The sequence below is a fragment of the Pseudomonadota bacterium genome, assembly GCA_038533575.1.
Classification (GTDB): Bacteria; Pseudomonadota; Alphaproteobacteria; order Rhodobacterales; family Rhodobacteraceae; genus Shimia_B.
The window spans coordinates 1,258,463-1,273,559 of the sequence record JBCAYL010000001.1 but is presented as its reverse complement, the minus strand read 5'-3'; the positions used below and the strand labels follow the sequence as shown (position 1 = coordinate 1,273,559).

The window sequence follows — 15,097 nt, the reverse complement described above, 5'->3', positions numbered from 1 at the left end:
CCATGCCCCTGATCGAACTCACAGACGTCTCGAAGAGCTACGGCGAGGGCACCGCGCGCACGGATGTGCTCAAGGGTATCGACCTATCCGTCGAGAAGGGCGAGTTCCTCGTCCTCCTCGGCTTCTCCGGCACCGGCAAGACGACGCTGATCAACCTCCTCGCCGGGCTCGAAATGCCCACGAAGGGCGAGGTGCGCTTCAAGGGGCAGCCGATCACCGGCCCGGGGCCCGAGCGCGGCGTCATCTTCCAGAGCTACTCGCTCATGCCCTGGCTGACGGTGAACGGAAACGTGCAGCTGGCCGTCGACGCGATGTTTCCGAAAATGTCCGGCGCGGAGAAGGCCGAGAAGGTCTCGAAATACGTGCGGATGGTGGGGCTTGGTCATGCGACGGGCCGCCGCCCGGCGGAGCTTTCCGGCGGGATGCGGCAGCGGGTCAACGTGGCGCGCGCGCTGGCCATGAACCCGGAGGTGCTTCTCCTCGACGAGCCGCTCTCGGCGCTCGACGCGCTCACCCGCGCCAACCTCGCCGACGAGATCGAGGCGATCTGGGAGACCGACAAGAAGACCTGCGTCCTCATCACCAACGACGTGGACGAGGCCATCGTGCTCGCCGACCGCATCATCGCGCTCAACCCGGACGGGACACTCGGGCAGGAGTTCAAGGTGGACATCCCCCGGCCACGGGAACGCACGGCGATGAACAGCCATGCGGGCTTCAAGCAGCTCCGGGCCGACGTGACATCTTATCTCATGGATGTGGGCATCGCCGCGAAAGTGGAGGGCGCAAAGCAGCTCCCGACCGTCACCCCGATCCACGGCGTGCCCGCCGCGCAAGTGAGGGCGCAGGAAGGCCTGATCGAGCAGCGCTTCCTCGACTTCTCGCAATTGCACAAGGTCTACCCTACGCCAAAGGGGCCGCTCACGGTGGTCGAGGATTTCGACCTCAAGATCAACAAGGGCGAATTCATCTCGCTCATCGGCCATTCGGGCTGCGGCAAATCCACGGTGCTCACCATGGCCGCCGGTCTCAACGAGATCTCCAAGGGCGCGATCAAGCTTGACGGGCGCCACGTGGAGGGCGCCGATCCCGAGCGCGCGGTCGTCTTCCAGGCGCCCTCGCTCTTCCCGTGGCTCACCGCCAAGGAGAATGTCGCCATCGGCGCGGACCGGGTCTATCCCACCGCGTCCCGGACGGAACGGCAGGATGTCGTCGAGTACTACCTGGAGCGGGTGGGCCTTGCGGACGCCATGGACAAGCCCGCATCGTCGCTCTCAAACGGGATGCAGCAGCGCGTGGGCATCGCGCGGGCCTTCGCGCTCTCTCCCAAGCTCCTGCTCCTCGACGAGCCCTTCGGCATGCTCGACTCGCTCACCCGCTGGGAGCTGCAGGAGGTGCTCATGGAGGTCTGGTCGCGCACGAAGGTCACCGCGATCTGCGTGACCCACGACGTCGACGAGGCGATCCTTCTGGCCGACCGCGTGGTCATGATGACGAACGGGCCGCAGGCGACCATCGGCAAGATCACGGATGTGAAGCTGCCCCGCCCGCGCAGCCGCAAGGCGCTGCTCGAGCATCCGGATTACTACACCTACCGCCAGGAAGTCCTCGATTTCCTCGAGGAATACGAGCATGGCGCAAAGCCGAAGCCAAAGGCGGTGCCCCAGCCGGAAAAGCCCGCCGTCGCGGCTGAGTGATGACACGCCTCGTGATCATAGGCGCGGGGATGGCGGCGGGCCGCCTCCTCGAACACCTCGTGGCCGAGGCCGCGCCCTATGAGATCACGCTCTTCAACGCCGAGCCGCGCGGGACTTACAACCGCCTCATGCTCTCTCCCGTCCTGGCGGGGGAGACGACCTATGAGAAGACCGTCACCCATGACGATGCCTGGTACGCCGCCCATGGGATCACCGCGCGGCTCGGAGAGCCGGTCACCCGGATCGACCGGGCCGCGCGCATCGTCCACGGTCCGCGCGGCCCGGTGCCCTACGACAGGCTCGTCATCGCCACGGGCTCCACGCCCTTCATGATCCCACTGCCCGGGCACGATCTGCCGGGGGTGATCCCCTATCGCGACCTCGAGGATACCGAGCAGATGATGGCGCTGTCTCCCGGGCGCGAGGCGGTCGTCATCGGCGGCGGGCTTCTGGGGCTCGAGGCGGCCGCGGGCATGGCCGCGCGCGGTATCCGCGTTACGGTCGTGCATCTCATGGATCACCTGATGGAGCGCCAACTCGACGCCGAGGCCGCGGCGCTCCTCAAGTCCTCTCTCGAGGCCCGCGGCATCCGCATCCTCCTCGGCGCGCACTCCGAGGCCATCGAAGGGCAGGGCCGCGTGGAGGCGCTCCGGCTCAAAGACGGTCGCCGCATTCCCTGCGATCTCCTCTGCATGGCCGTGGGCATCCGGCCCGCCACGCAGCTTGCAAGCGAGGCAGGCCTCGACGTGGCCCGCGGCATCGTTGTGGACGATCACCTCAGGACCTCCGATCCAAGCATCTTTGCGCTCGGCGAATGCACGGAGCATCGCGGCGCGCTCTTCGGCCTTGTGGCGCCGCTCTATGATCAGGCGCGCGCGCTGGCGGACACGCTGCTCGGGCGGCCTTCGGCCTTTGTCCAAAAAAGCCTCGCCACCAAGCTCAAAGTCACCGGGTGCGATCTCTTCTCCGCGGGCGATTTCGCCGAGGCAGACGGGCGTGAAGACCTTCTCTTCCATGACCGGGCGGGAGGCACCTACAAGCGCCTGATCCTCGAGGGGGATCGCCTCGTGGGCGCCGTGATCTACGGCGATACCGCAGACGGCGCCTGGTATTTCGACCTCATTCAAAGCGGCGCGGACGTGAGCGGCCTGCGCGACACGTTGCTCTTCGGCCCGGCCCACGAGCCCGTGCCGATGCCACGCTGCAGCCTCGCGGCATGATGGACGGCTCCGCGCTCCCCACGACACGCTCCACCTGCCCCTATTGCGGGGTTGGGTGCGGTGTTCTCTTGTCGCCCGACGGGGCGGGCGGGCTCACTGTCCGCGGCGATCCCGAGCACCCAGCCAACCGCGGCAAGCTCTGCTCGAAGGGCTCCAACCTCGACGAGACGGTGGGCGATGCGCTCAACCAAGGATACCGCCTCCGCACGCCGCGGGTCCATGGCGCGGCGGCGAGCTGGGACACGGCGCTTGATCTGGTCGCCGATCGGTTCCGCGAGACAATCGACACGCACGGCCCCGATGCCTGCGCCTTCTACGTCTCGGGCCAGCTCCTGACGGAGGATTACTACGTCGCCAACAAGCTCATCAAAGGCTTCATCGGGACCGCGAATATCGACACCAATTCCAGGCTGTGCATGGCCTCCACAGTGGCCGGCCACAAGCGCGCCTTCGGCACGGACACGGTGCCCGGGACCTACGAGGATCTCGACGAGGCCGACCTCGTGGTGCTTGTCGGCTCGAACCTCGCCTGGTGTCATCCGATCCTGCACCAGCTCGTCCTCGCCGCGCGGCAGCAGCGCGGCACCAAGATCGTCGTCATCGACCCGCGCCGCACGGCGTCCTGCGATGGCGCGGACATGCATCTCAAGCTCGCGCCGGGCTCGGACGTGGCGCTCTTCAACCGGCTGCTCGCGCGCATCGCCTCGGACGACGCTGTGGATAGTGCCTACCAGCGCCACACCGCGGGCCTTGGTGCGGCGATCGAGGCCGCACGCGCCGACGATGCGCGCGTCACCGGCCTCAGTGAAGCCGAGATGGAGGCGTTCTGCGATCTCTGGATCGGGACGCCGCGGGTCGTGACCGTGTTCTCGCAGGGCGTGAACCAGTCCACCTCGGGCGCGGACAAGGTCAACGCGATCCTTAATTGCCACTTGGCCACCGGGCGCATCGGAACGCCGGGCGCTGGGCCGTTCTCCGTCACCGGGCAGCCCAACGCTATGGGCGGGCGCGAGGTGGGCGGGCTGGCCAATATGCTCGCCTGCCATCTGGACATCGAGAACGCCGATCACAGCGCGGCCGTGCAGGCCCATTGGAGCGCCCGACGCATGCCCGAGGCGCAGGGGCTCAAGGCCGTGGACATGTTTCGCGCCGTCGGGGAGGGCCGGATCAAGGCGCTCTGGATCATCCACACGAACCCCGCCGTGAGCATGCCTGAGGCCGCCGCCGTCCGGGCCGCCATCGCGGGCTGCGATTTCGTCGTGGTGAGCGACATCACCGGCCGCACGGATACCGCGCGCCTCGCCCACGTCCTCCTTCCCGCCGCCGCCTGGGCGGAGAAGGAGGGGACCGTCACGAATTCAGACCGGACCATCAGCCGCCAACGCGCGGTGCTGCCGCCGTTCGCGGGAGCGAAGGCCGACTGGGAGATCCTCGCGGAGGTGGGGCGGCGCATGGGATGGGTTGATGCGTTCAGCTACACCGGCCCGGGCGAGATCTTTCGCGAGCATGCGGCGCTTTCCGGGATTGCGGGCCGCTTCGGCAAGGACTTCGACATATCCGGCCTCGCCGGGCTCAGCGATGAGGCCTACGACCGCCTCGCCCCCACGCGCTGGCCGGTGACCGCCGCGCGGCAAGGGGGGCGCTTCTTTGCAGATGGCGGCTTCTTTCACGCGGACGGGAAGGCGAAGCTCCTCCCGGTGTCATGGCGTCCACCCGCCGCACGGCGCGCGCCGCGCTATCCGCTGCGCCTGAATACCGGGCGTATTCGTGACCAGTGGCACACCATGACGCGCACCGCGCTCTCGGCGCGGCTCTCGGCGCATCTGGCCGAGCCTTTCCTCGATCTGCATCCCGAGGATGCGCGCCGCTATGCCATCGCGGCCTCAGATCTTGTGGAGGTGCAGAGCCCCGCGGGGCAGGCCATCCTCCGCGCGCGGATCACCGAGGATGTGAGCCCCGGGCAGGTCTTCGCGCCCATGCATTGGGCGGGCGATACCGCGCCGTCCGGGCGCATCGACGATCTTGTCGCTGGCCATGTGGACCCTGTCTCCGGCCAGCCGGAGAGCAAGGCCGCCGTCGTCTCCGTCGCGCGCTATGCCGCGGCCTGGTACGGCTTCGCCGTGAGCCGCGCGCGCCCTGTGCCGGATAGCGAATACTGGGCCCTCGCCCGCACGAATGCGGGCTTTCGCCTCGAGCTCGCCGGGTCTGACGCGCACGGGGATTGGGAGGCCCGGGCCCGGGCCATGTTCGATCTGCCCGACGCGGCGGTGACCTCGGTCACGGACCGGGCGCGCGGCATGGTGCGGCTGGCCTTCCATGCCCGAGGTCGTCTCGAGGCCGCGCTCTTCATCGCCTCAGAGCCCGTCGCGGTCATGCGGGATTACCTCGCGACCCGGGTGGGGCAGGATCCGAAAGGTGTCCTTCTCGGGCGCGCATCCGAAGATCTCCCCGATCCGGGGCCGCTACTGTGCTCCTGCTTCGGAGTGGGGGTGAAGGCCATCATGCGCGCGGTGGACGCAGACGCGTTGACGACCGTCGACGCGGTGGGCCGCGCCCTCAAGGCCGGGACGAATTGCGGCTCCTGCCGGCCGGAGATCGCCGCGCTCCTCGCAGCCGCCAAGTCACCGCAAACCGCTGATTGAGGTCCGCCCATGAAAGCCTTTCCCATGTTCATCCGGACGACCGGGCGCCGGGTCGTCATCGTCGGCGGTGGCGAGCAGGCCGCGCAGAAGGGGCGCCTCATCGGCAAGACCGACGCGGAGATCGTGCTCGCCGCGCCGGAGCTGGATGACGAGCTTCGCGCGCGCGTGGCCGCGGGCAAGGCTGTCCATCATGACGGCCCGCTCGACGCGGATCTCTTTGCGGGGGCGGCCATGGTCTTCGTGGCGTCCGGCTGCGTTGCCGTCGATGCCTGCGCCCATGCCATCGCACGGGAGGCGCGCTGCCTCGTGAACGTGGTCGATCAACCCCATCTTTGCGATCTCATGACACCATCGATCGTGGACCGTGACCCGGTCGTGGTCGCCATCGGGACCGAAGGCAGCGGCCCCGTGCTGGCGCGGCAGATCAAGACGAAGCTCGAGGAACAGCTCCCGAAGAACCTCGGCGGGCTTGCGGCGCTTGCGGGCCATCTGCGCGCCTCGGTGGCGGCCCATGTGCCGCGTGCGGGCCGCCGGGCATTCTGGGCCTGGGTCTTCGGCGGCGCGCCCATGGCGCAGTGGGCCCGCGGAGCGGAGGCCCATGCCGCGCGCGCCATCAAGGACGCAATCGCCCGCGGCGGGGCGCCGGACGCCACGCGGGACCGCACGGTGTCATTCCTGGGTGTCCCAGCAGGTGCGCCAGATCTGTTGTCACTTCGGGCCGTGCAACGCCTTCAGGAGGCCGACGTCATATTCCACAGCTCAGCGCACGGCGCGGAGCTCCTCGAGCTCGCCCGGCGTGACGCCGAGCGCGTTTCCCTCGGAGGCGAGGGGGACAATATCGTGCCGATGGAGGGTACGGCGCGGCTCCTAATCCGCGAGGCGCGAAAGGGGCACCGGGTCGTGCATGTGGGGACGATGTGCCCGTTCCATGATCCGATGATGGCCGAGACGCGTGAGCTGATGGGGCAGTCCGGCATTCTCTGCGAACCCATCCCGGGTCCGTCGCAGGCGACGGAGCATCTGGCCGGCAGCCTGTCCACAAATCAGCCGCGGATTGGTCCGCGCAATGCCTCAACTGCATCAGATTCATGTCTTAGTCGACGGATAGGGGTCAATTGAGGTACTCTATGGCCGTATGCTGTTGGGCGTGTTGGTTCGGGGTACTTCGAAGCGGTTTCTCGCTTCGGTGGTGTGGGTAGGGCCTCTTTCGGCCGAGTATGCAGTCGGTACCCGATGAACAGAGGTGTGGTGATGAATGGTTCGCCCCTAATTTTGCATGTCGATGACGATGAGGACATCCTCTGGGTCACGAGCCTCGCGCTCGAGTCGGTGGGCGGGCTCGCGATGGTACAGTGCGACTCTGGCTTCAAGGCGCTCGACCTCGCGCGCGAGCATCAACCGAATCTTTTCCTCCTCGATGTCATGATGCCCGAGATCGACGGGGTGGAGACGCTCAAGCGCCTGCGGGAAATCGAGGGGTTCGAGAATACGCCCGCTATCTTCCTGACCGCCAAGGCCTCCCGCGAGAATATCCAGGCGCTCATGGATGCCGGCGCGATCGCCGTGCTCCCGAAGCCCTTCGATCCGATGACCATCGCCTCCGAAATCGTGGCGCTGTGGCAGAGCGCGTTTCAGGCGCAGATGTCGACGGAAAACGTCGCCTAGGGCGCCTGTTCAGAGCCCGGCCCCGGGCCGTGCCTGCATCACGCTGAGATATGCCGCCTGCACGCGGTCACCGTCGATGCGCATGACGGGCCCCGCTTCCTTGGCCGACAGTCCGATCCTCTTGAGCCAGCGTTTGAAGACGGCGGGCACGATGCCGATGATGCGCGTCGCGCCCATCTTTTCCGCCGCTGACATCATCTCCAGAAGGAGTGCCTGCTGTACCGCCATGCGCGCATGGGACGGCACCGTATCGCACACGAAAAGGCGCGTGGCCTCCCAGACATCGTCCGTGACCGGGGCGATGTCATGGAGAAGGTCAGTGGGCAGGCCGGGGAGAAAGCCCAGCTGCGCGTCGCGGATCATGTAGCTGTGGCTGCCGCACTGGGCTGTCGTGGGCAGAAGCCGCGCGCCGCCCAGCACCTCCTCCCCATCATGGATCACGATCCACCTGGCGAGGGGCGTGTCGTATTGATCGAATTCCATTCCGTCGGTTTCCGGGAGTTGCCAGCCCTTTTCGACGATGAAGACCTCGCGCCGTGCGCGGAGGTAGCGGGGGAAAAGATCGCGATGCTCGTGGAGATTGCGGACCGAAAGCGTGGACCTCTGGATATCAAGCGGTTTGGGCGCGGCTTCGGTGCCTTTGTCCAATGGCGCGGAGGGTGCATCCGCAATTGGCCAAAGCGCCTCCAGCGTGGAATGGTTAGCCGGCGCCATATACGCGCTGCGCTCTGAAGTTCTGCGAGATGAAAACAACCACGGGATAAATGACTTTTCTTTGCGGACGCTCATTTCTTGTTGCGAAAGCAACTTTGGAAACACGCGTTCCGCTTTCCCCCCCGGGATTGAATTCTGTCTGCCCATGCCCCGCTCACCCACTGGTTCATTATTGTGAGCAATACCAAACTTTGTTCGGTACTTTTCGTACTTTAGCCACAATCCCCTGTTTCAAACAAGATCAGAATTGCAACGTTACGGCGAGTGCGCCTTTAGAAATACCCGCAGCTACAAGTTGTGGACATGCGCACGAGGGGACCAACAAAATGCTGAGTTCGGACAAGGTGGAAGAGGCATACACTGGCCCGGATCAGGTGCCGCTTCTCGTCCAGCAGATGCGCGATTACTGCCAGGTCGGCATCGATCTCGTCATTCAGCGGCAGGTGATTTTCCTTGCTGCGCTCGCACTTGCGGCCTTCTATTACAGTGCCACACTGGCGGTCATCCTGCTCACCGCGACCATCCTGCTCGAGCTCTTCGATTTCTGGCTCTTCCGTCGGATCCTGCGGACACAGAACCCGTCAACGGCCCGCGTCCGCCAGCACCTGTTGCTGCTTGTGATGAGCACGGTGCTCAGCGCGACGATTATCTGCAGCTACGCAATTGCCATCGCGGTGATCCAGGGTCCGACCACGCACTTCATGCCGCTATTCTTTCTCTTCGCGGCAGCGCTTTTCGCGGCAATGAACAATCATCAGCTATTGCCCGTTCTCGTGCTGCGCATGATCTTTTACGGCGCGACGTTCCTTTTCATTCCGATCCGCGACGTCGTCATTACGGGCGCCGCGCTTCAATCGGAGCTTTGGGCGCAGCTCTTTTCGTCAATTTTCGTGCTTTTCTTCATCCTTGATTGTTCGCGGCTCTATCTCAATCTCTACCGGTCGCAGCTCGCCCAGCTGCGAGCGCTGAAGGAGGAGCACGAGCGGGCCAAGGTCGCCTACACCGCCAAGACGGCGTTCGTCTCCACGATGAGCCATGAGCTTCGCACGCCGCTGACGGCGATCAAGGGATCCATCGACATGGTGAATTCGGGCGCGCTGGGTAAGCTCACCGACCAGGCGGGATTTGCCATCAAGGTGGCGCAGCGCAATTGCGACCGGTTGCTGTGCCTGATCAACGAAATCCTCGACCTCCAGAGCGTCGAGACGAACAAGATGAAATTCACTATCGAGCCGGTGGACCTCATCGAGATCGCCGAGACAGCCGTCACGGACAATACGCCCTACGCCAAGGAGCTCGACGTGGTGCTCGTGGCCAATTTCCCCTCCGAGGGCCCCATGGTCCGCGTGGACCGTAGGCGCATCGGACAGGTGTTGGCCAATGTGCTCTCCAATGCCTCGAAATTCTCTCCAAAGGACAGCCAGGTGCGGATTTGGGTGGAGGACGACGCGGAGGTGGCGCGGATCCTCGTCTCCGACATGGGCATCGGGCTCTCGCAGGACGACTACGAGGAGGTATTCGGCTCGTTCAGCCAGATCGACAGTTCCGACACCCGCAAGATCGGCGGCACGGGCCTCGGCATGAACATCTCCAAGCGCATCATGGAAGAGCTCGGCGGCGATATCCGCTACGTGGGCAACGAGGGGGCGGGGACGACCTTCATCGTCGAGATGCCCAAGGCTGCTGCGTCCGAGCTTGCCCAGCCGCGGAGCGAGCTCGCGACGAGCGCTTAGCGCGCCCGCGACGACTTCCGTATATCTGGGCCGTCCCGCCCTGAGAGGCGCGGCACCGCGTAGGGAACGCGGGCACGATATTCGTCAAACGCAGCACCGAAACGTTTTTCGAAGCGCGCCTCCTTCAGCCGCGGCGCCAGCAGGCAATAGACCGTGAGCAGGCTCGCGAGCGCGAGCTGGTCCGGCGTCCAGACCGGCACCGTCCACATCGTGAGCGCGAAAGAGACGTAAATCGGCTGTCGTATAATGCGGAAGAGGCCAGTCGTCGGCATGTCCGGGAAGATCGGCTTGATCCCCTGCGCGAGGGACATCCAGCCGAGGGCGCCGGATTGCACCTCCGCCCCCGCATCGTAGCTCGCCCAGATGAGAAGCAGCCATGAGACCGCATAGAGCGTGCACATCAGGTAAAGCGCGGCCCCCTCCGCACGCCACCACACGATCCCGCTCGGGGTCCAGAAGGCGAAGAGGGCAAAGAGCTGGAGCGACGCCACGAGGGCGAAGGTCGTGGTGGATAGCGTCCCGGCATAGTCCCGCGGGGCGAGCCATCCGAGCGCCTTCCGGCCACGCTCGCTGAGAAGGAGCGAGTGGCTCAGGGGAAATTGTAGGACGAGGAAGAGGTTGGCTGCGTAGGACCAAGGCGCCGGCACGCGCCCGAGGCTCTCGCTCATCCCAAAGAACATAGCCACGATCATCGCAATCACGGCGAGGGCGAATGCCGCGTGGCAGGCGAGGCCATAGGCAAACGCCACCGCGATCCTGCGCCGCCCGGGGGGCATCCGCAGGAGACCGAGTACGAGCGACAAAAGTCGCCTCAGCGGTTGCAGGGCGGGATGATCCATGGGCCAGAGATAGGAGGCGGTGGCGCGGGTCTAGGCGCGCCGACGATGCGTCGCAGCGGGCTGCATCAGTGCGCGTGGCGCAATGTCTCCATGTCCTCGCGGCTCACCTGGAGCGAGACGCCGAGCGTGCCGCTCTCGCGCAGCACCGGCTGCTTGCGCAGGCTGATGTCCACCGCCTCGATTTCCGGATGATCCGCGCAGGCCCTGACGATCCGGGTCATGAGCCATTCCTGCGTGTCGTAGTGCCCGTCTTGAGCCAGGCGGTCGATCTCCCGAATGAGGGGATCATAGTCGAAGACATGGGTCATCCCGTCAGCCTCGATGAAGACGCGGGCAGGATCGATGGTCAGCCTGAGATCCAGCAGGTGTACGTCCGGGACGACGTCATCGGGGCCGTAAGTCCCCAGGGAGAGGGTGAGGGCGAGGTCGCTGAGATCGATGGTGCTTTTCATGTCAGGCAGGTCTTTCGGAATGGTTGGTTAACGCCACGGCCGCGGTCGCGGGCTTTTCCAGGTGAGGCACCCGCAGAGCGCGCCGCCGAGAAAGCCGCCGAGATGTGCTTGCCAGGCGATGCTCGCGGGAGACAGGAGTGTGAGCGCGATGTTGAGCGCGAGGAAGGCGAGAGTGGGCGGCAGGAGCGGGCGGAGGCTTTCGCCCCGCGCCTGTGCATCGAGGACCTGCCAGGCCGCCACCACGCCGAGAAGCCCGAAGAGAACGCCCGAGGCCCCGACCATGGGCGCGCTGGTGTTCGACAACAGTACGAAGACACCGCCCGCGCCGATCGCGGAGAGCCCGGCCACCGGCCAGAAGGCCGCCGTGCCTACGCGATCAAGCACCATGGGACCGAGCCAGAGCATACCCACCATGTTCATGAAGAGATGCATCGGCCCGCCGTGGAGAAAGGTCGCCGTGGCGAACATGGTCACCGGCTGCGCGGCAAAGAGCGGCGAGGCGCCCTTCAAGACGCCGGGCCAGAAGCCGCCGAGGCCCACCATCGCGTTGCGGACCTGGCTTCCGAAGCCCGCGAGCGCGCCGGCCAGGGCGCAGAGCTCGAGGACAAGGCACACGATCACGAAGAGCTTCACGGGCCGGGGCTGGTCGGGCCATTGCGTCAGCATGGGCTAGCGGCATCTCCGGCTGGGACGATCGGCGCGGGCAAGCCCATGCGCGTCGTGCTCTGGCCATGTCTTGTGACTGTCATGCGGCCTCCGGGGCTTTGGGCGTGCAGGCGATGACACCTAGCCACCTGCCAGAGAAAACAAGGCCGCGAGGGCGGGCGCGGAGGCTCTGAGACCAGTGCGACCTAGTGCGCGTGACCCAAGGTCATATCTGCGCAGGCCCGGAACATGGGCCCTCTGCGCATACTTAATAAGGTGATCGGTGCTGCTGCCGGTCCCTGTGAAGACGAGATGGACCAATGTTTGGTGATCGACTGACACGCTTCCAGCTTTTCCCGCTGGTGCTCCTGTCCCTTTTGCTCGCGAGCTTTGCCTCCGCGGCCTTCGCCCATGTGCGCTGGTTCGTGGATGAGACGGCCACGCTGGAGACGTTCGAACCCTACGCTTTCGGCGACGTGGAAGTGCTCGCGTGGATCGCCGTGTCCGCCATGCTCATCGGGGCGTCCGTTCTCCTCGACCTGCGTTTGCCCGCGATCCGCGTGGTGGCCACCAAGACGCGGCACGACTTCATCGAGATCCTGCGAGTCTTCACCGGCATGTCCCTGCTGCTGACGGCCTATGAGGGCGCCATCGTCGCGCCGCATCTCGTCACCTACGGCAGCTTCGGGACGGCTCTGCTCTTCGCGCAAGCGGGGATCGGTATCCTGCTTATCGCGAACCGCTTCGTGCGGCACGCCGCGCTCCTCATGATCCTGCTTCACCTCGGGCTCGCCATCAATTTCGGCCTGCTCGCGGCGCTTGAGTACCTGATCATGGTGGCGATCGCCGTCTTCCTCTTGATCAACAACCTGCCGACGCAGGAGCTGCGTGAACGCTTCAAGCCCTATTCGGTGGACCTCCTTCGCATTCTCACGGGCATTTCGCTCATTGCGCTCGGCTTTTCCGAGAAGCTCTTCGGCGCGCTCATGGCCGAGAGCTTCCTCGCGCAATATCAGTGGAACTTCATGCAGGCGCTCGGCTTCGAGTTCTTCACCGACCGCCTCTTCGCGCTGTCGGCGGGTTTCATGGAGGTCGTGTTCGGCATCATCCTCGTCTTGGGGACGACGACGCGGCTCAACGTGCTCGCCTTTTCCATGGTGCTCTTTGCCTCCAACGTCCTCTTCATCCTGCAAGGCGAGAACGAGGCGGCCATGGTGGAATTCATCGGGCACATGCCGGTGATCGGCGTGGCGCTCATCCTTCTTCTGCTCGGCTCCGGTCAGCGCCTCAAGGTGACGAACTTCCTACCGCAACGGCGCGTGAACACCGCGACCACAACCCTCAACGTGGAAAGCCATGTCTGATTTTTCCCTGAGGTTGCCATACCTCGTCTATCTCACCGTCGCCTCGATCCTCGTGGGGTTGCTCATCGCGCCCCTCGTGCGCGACGTGCCACCGGGCGATATCATGCCAGCGGGCCACTCCGGCGTGGCCGCGATGGACGGTGCCGTCTTGCAGGCGCACGGTGACATGCATGCCCATGGCGGGTTCGAGGTGGACCCGGTGGGCGCACCGCAGGTGTCGCTCGCCGTCGAGGAAGATCCGACAGGTGGCTGGAATGTGCGCCTCGAGACGGCGAACTTCGCCTTCACCCCGGCGTCGGTTAACGGCGACCATGTGCCCGGCACAGGCCATGCGCATCTCTACGTCGACGGCGTGAAGGTCGCGCGGCTCTATGGACCGCATTTTCATCTGCCAGATCTCATACCCGGCGCGCGCGAGATTTCCGTGTCGCTGAGCACGAATGACCATGCCTATTACATGGTGGACGGGGCGCGGATCGAGGCGCGCGTGACGGTCATGCAGGGCGCAGACGGCACGCCGCAGAGCTGATCGCGCGGGCGGCCTCCGCCGCGCTTGGACAACATCTCACAGGCCAGGAGACACCATGGACAAACCACTGCTGATCATCGGCGCCACCTCGGGCATTGGGAAGCTCTGCATGGAATACGCGCTGGAGCGTGGGCTGATCGTCCGCGCGTTCGCGCGCTCCGCTGATACGCTCCCCGAGCAAGACGGTCTCGAGCGCGTCGCCGGTGATGCGCTCGACGCGGGCGACATAGCACGTGCGCTCGACGGGGCAGGGGCCGTGATCGTGGCCCTCGGCATCCGCGAGCGGCCGGCGATGATCTGGGAGGAGGAGACGCTTTTTTCGAAGAGCACCGCGGTGCTTCTCGCGGAGATGGCGAAGGCGGAGGTCTCGCGCCTCGTCGTTGTCACGGGCTTCGGCGCGGGGCGGAGCCGCGCGGCCATGAGCACGCTCGAGAGGATCGGACACGGGGCGATCCTCGGGCGCGTCTATGCCGACAAATCCCGGCAGGAAGCGCTTATCATGGAGAGCGAAACCCGCTGGACCATCGCGCGCCCGGTCATCCTCACCAATCGCCCCGCCTCCGGGCAGGTGAGAGCGTTGGAGGATCCGTCCTCCTGGCGCAACGGCCTCGTCTCCCGGGCGGATGTGGCGGCTTATCTCGTCGACGCCGTGGAGCAGGACCTCCACCCGCAGCAAGACGTGGTCCTCACACGCTAGGGGCTCAGCTCCCAACGAAGTCAGCCCGCCGCTCCAGCAGGGCCGTTGAGAGGTAATCGACCAGAAGTCGCGCGCGCTTGACGCGCCTGAGATCCCCGTGGAGCAGGATCCACGTGGAGCGGCGCCTATCGAGCGCCGTTCCCGGCACCCGCTGAAGCTCTGGGAAAACGCCGCCGATCCAGGCGGACAGGAAGGTCATACCCGCCCCGGCGCGCACGAGGTGCAGGTGCATCTCCGGATCGCGTATCTCGTGCCGGACCTTTGCTTCCGGGAAGGGCGTGGCGGCGATCATGGCCTTCAGTTCGGGCACCTCGCCATAGCCCACCCAAGCGAGGCCCGCGCCCCGGGCACCTGCCTTGGGCAACGCACGGTCGATGTAGTCGCGGCTGGCAAACACGCCGAGCGAGAGGGGAAAGAGCTTTCGCCCCACGGCGTCCTCGTCGACCTCCAGCACGTGGCGGATGGATATATCGGTCTCGTCCTTCGCGATGGAATCGATGTCGTAGGAGAGTTTGATCTCGATATCGATGTCCGGGTAGAGCGCGGCGAACTCCGCGAGCACCGGCGCGAGCATGTAGTGCCCCGTGATCGGATCGACGGAGAGGCGGATACGACCCGCCGCTTCGCGGTCGAGGCCTTTGACGGCGCTGAAGCCTTTTAAGAGCGCGGATTCGGCCTCGAGCGCCTGCGGTAGGAGCCTGCGGCCCGCGGCGGTCAGGGTGAGGCCCCCGCCGCTGCGCCTGAAGAGCATCGTGCCGAGCTGTGCCTCCAGCCCTTCGATCTGGCGTCTCAGGGTCGCGTGGGTCCCGCCAATCTGCTCGGCGCCCGCGCGCAGGGAGCCGGATCTGGCGACGGCGAGGAATGCAGGGAGGGATTTCCAATCCATGTCGGTCCGGGTCG

General features: G+C 65.8%; 14 protein-coding genes. 9 read left to right on the top strand and 5 right to left on the bottom strand.

All coding sequences use genetic code 11. From position 1 onward, the window contains the following. The first annotated feature begins 2 nt into the window (after positions 1-2). The 5 genes from AAFM92_06520 to AAFM92_06500 all read left to right on the top strand — a co-directional run bounded on the left by AAFM92_06520 (position 3) and on the right by AAFM92_06500 (position 7,224). A complete protein-coding gene (locus AAFM92_06520; protein MEL7300020.1) occupies positions 3-1,697 on the top strand; it encodes a nitrate ABC transporter ATP-binding protein in 1,695 nt (564 codons plus the stop codon). Then, positions 1,697-2,917 (top strand): FAD-dependent oxidoreductase, encoded by a 1,221-nt coding sequence (locus AAFM92_06515; GenBank protein ID MEL7300019.1) that lies wholly within the window; start codon positions 1,697-1,699, stop codon positions 2,915-2,917. The genes AAFM92_06520 and AAFM92_06515 overlap by 1 nt, the downstream gene beginning before the upstream one ends. Continuing rightward, complete coding sequence (locus AAFM92_06510; protein ID MEL7300018.1) at positions 2,917-5,559, top strand: nitrate reductase; 2,643 nt, start codon at positions 2,917-2,919, stop codon at positions 5,557-5,559. The genes AAFM92_06515 and AAFM92_06510 overlap by 1 nt, the downstream gene beginning before the upstream one ends. A gap of 9 nt (positions 5,560-5,568) precedes the next feature. Beyond that, positions 5,569-6,678, top strand: a complete 1,110-nt coding sequence (locus AAFM92_06505; protein ID MEL7300017.1) for an NAD(P)-dependent oxidoreductase — start codon at positions 5,569-5,571, stop codon at positions 6,676-6,678. 132 nt (positions 6,679-6,810) lie between these two features. Beyond that, positions 6,811-7,224 (top strand): response regulator, encoded by a 414-nt coding sequence (locus tag AAFM92_06500; protein MEL7300016.1) that lies wholly within the window; start codon positions 6,811-6,813, stop codon positions 7,222-7,224. 9 nt (positions 7,225-7,233) lie between these two features. Here the strand turns inward: AAFM92_06500 and AAFM92_06495 are convergent, their stop codons facing one another. Further along, a complete protein-coding gene (locus AAFM92_06495) occupies positions 7,234-7,938 on the bottom strand; it encodes an acyl-homoserine-lactone synthase (GenBank protein ID MEL7300015.1) in 705 nt (234 codons plus the stop codon). Positions 7,939-8,264: 326 nt separating this feature from the next. Here AAFM92_06495 and AAFM92_06490 point away from each other — a divergent pair, with 326 nt between their 5' ends. Continuing rightward, on the top strand, positions 8,265-9,671 hold the full coding sequence (locus AAFM92_06490; protein ID MEL7300014.1) for a HAMP domain-containing sensor histidine kinase: 1,407 nt from the start codon (positions 8,265-8,267) through the stop codon (positions 9,669-9,671). Here the strand turns inward: AAFM92_06490 and AAFM92_06485 are convergent. From AAFM92_06485 to AAFM92_06475, 3 genes are all read right to left on the bottom strand, one after another. Next, complete coding sequence (locus tag AAFM92_06485; GenBank protein MEL7300013.1) at positions 9,668-10,510, bottom strand: isoprenylcysteine carboxylmethyltransferase family protein; 843 nt, start codon at positions 10,508-10,510, stop codon at positions 9,668-9,670. The two genes, AAFM92_06490 and AAFM92_06485, sit on opposite strands and share 4 nt — an antisense overlap. Before the next feature lie 65 nt (positions 10,511-10,575). Next, the gene (locus tag AAFM92_06480) at positions 10,576-10,962 is read right to left on the bottom strand and encodes a dihydroneopterin aldolase (GenBank protein MEL7300012.1); all 387 of its coding nucleotides are present in this window, start codon (positions 10,960-10,962) and stop codon (positions 10,576-10,578) included. A 27-nt stretch (positions 10,963-10,989) separates the two neighbouring features. Beyond that, positions 10,990-11,628: a rhomboid family intramembrane serine protease gene (locus AAFM92_06475; protein ID MEL7300011.1), complete on the bottom strand. Its 639-nt coding sequence runs from the start codon at positions 11,626-11,628 to the stop codon at positions 10,990-10,992. 299 nt (positions 11,629-11,927) lie between these two features. Between AAFM92_06475 and AAFM92_06470 the strand changes: the two genes are divergently transcribed. The 3 genes from AAFM92_06470 to AAFM92_06460 are packed head-to-tail and all read left to right on the top strand — an operon-like array spanning position 11,928 to position 14,197. Beyond that, positions 11,928-12,971: a DoxX family membrane protein gene (locus AAFM92_06470; GenBank protein ID MEL7300010.1), complete on the top strand. Its 1,044-nt coding sequence runs from the start codon at positions 11,928-11,930 to the stop codon at positions 12,969-12,971. Then, the gene (locus tag AAFM92_06465) at positions 12,964-13,500 is read left to right on the top strand and encodes a hypothetical protein (protein MEL7300009.1); all 537 of its coding nucleotides are present in this window, start codon (positions 12,964-12,966) and stop codon (positions 13,498-13,500) included. Before AAFM92_06470 ends, AAFM92_06465 begins: the two co-directional genes overlap by 8 nt. A 55-nt stretch (positions 13,501-13,555) precedes the next feature. After that, positions 13,556-14,197, top strand: coding sequence for an NAD(P)-binding oxidoreductase (locus AAFM92_06460; GenBank protein MEL7300008.1), 642 nt, complete (start codon positions 13,556-13,558; stop codon positions 14,195-14,197). 4 nt (positions 14,198-14,201) lie between these two features. On the opposite strand, the gene AAFM92_06455 is transcribed toward AAFM92_06460, so the two are convergent. Next, entirely contained in the window at positions 14,202-15,083 is an 882-nt protein-coding gene (locus tag AAFM92_06455) for a LysR family transcriptional regulator (GenBank protein MEL7300007.1), read from the bottom strand. Between the last annotated feature and the right edge of the window lie 14 nt (positions 15,084-15,097).

Excerpts from the sequence above, each read along its gene's own strand:
- AAFM92_06520 (MEL7300020.1), top strand. The coding sequence starts at position 3 with ATGCCCCTGATCGAACTCACAGACGTCTCGAAGAGCTACGGCGAGGGC.
- AAFM92_06515 (MEL7300019.1), top strand. The coding sequence starts at position 1,697 with ATGACACGCCTCGTGATCATAGGCGCGGGGATGGCGGCGGGCCGCCTC.
- AAFM92_06510 (MEL7300018.1), top strand. The coding sequence starts at position 2,917 with ATGGACGGCTCCGCGCTCCCCACGACACGCTCCACCTGCCCCTATTGC.
- AAFM92_06505 (MEL7300017.1), top strand. The coding sequence starts at position 5,569 with ATGAAAGCCTTTCCCATGTTCATCCGGACGACCGGGCGCCGGGTCGTC.
- AAFM92_06500 (MEL7300016.1), top strand. The coding sequence starts at position 6,811 with ATGAATGGTTCGCCCCTAATTTTGCATGTCGATGACGATGAGGACATC.
- AAFM92_06495 (MEL7300015.1), bottom strand. The coding sequence starts at position 7,938 with ATGGCGCCGGCTAACCATTCCACGCTGGAGGCGCTTTGGCCAATTGCG.
- AAFM92_06490 (MEL7300014.1), top strand. The coding sequence starts at position 8,265 with ATGCTGAGTTCGGACAAGGTGGAAGAGGCATACACTGGCCCGGATCAG.
- AAFM92_06485 (MEL7300013.1), bottom strand. The coding sequence starts at position 10,510 with ATGGATCATCCCGCCCTGCAACCGCTGAGGCGACTTTTGTCGCTCGTA.
- AAFM92_06480 (MEL7300012.1), bottom strand. The coding sequence starts at position 10,962 with ATGAAAAGCACCATCGATCTCAGCGACCTCGCCCTCACCCTCTCCCTG.
- AAFM92_06475 (MEL7300011.1), bottom strand. The coding sequence starts at position 11,628 with ATGCTGACGCAATGGCCCGACCAGCCCCGGCCCGTGAAGCTCTTCGTG.
- AAFM92_06470 (MEL7300010.1), top strand. The coding sequence starts at position 11,928 with ATGTTTGGTGATCGACTGACACGCTTCCAGCTTTTCCCGCTGGTGCTC.
- AAFM92_06465 (MEL7300009.1), top strand. The coding sequence starts at position 12,964 with ATGTCTGATTTTTCCCTGAGGTTGCCATACCTCGTCTATCTCACCGTC.
- AAFM92_06460 (MEL7300008.1), top strand. The coding sequence starts at position 13,556 with ATGGACAAACCACTGCTGATCATCGGCGCCACCTCGGGCATTGGGAAG.
- AAFM92_06455 (MEL7300007.1), bottom strand. The coding sequence starts at position 15,083 with ATGGATTGGAAATCCCTCCCTGCATTCCTCGCCGTCGCCAGATCCGGC.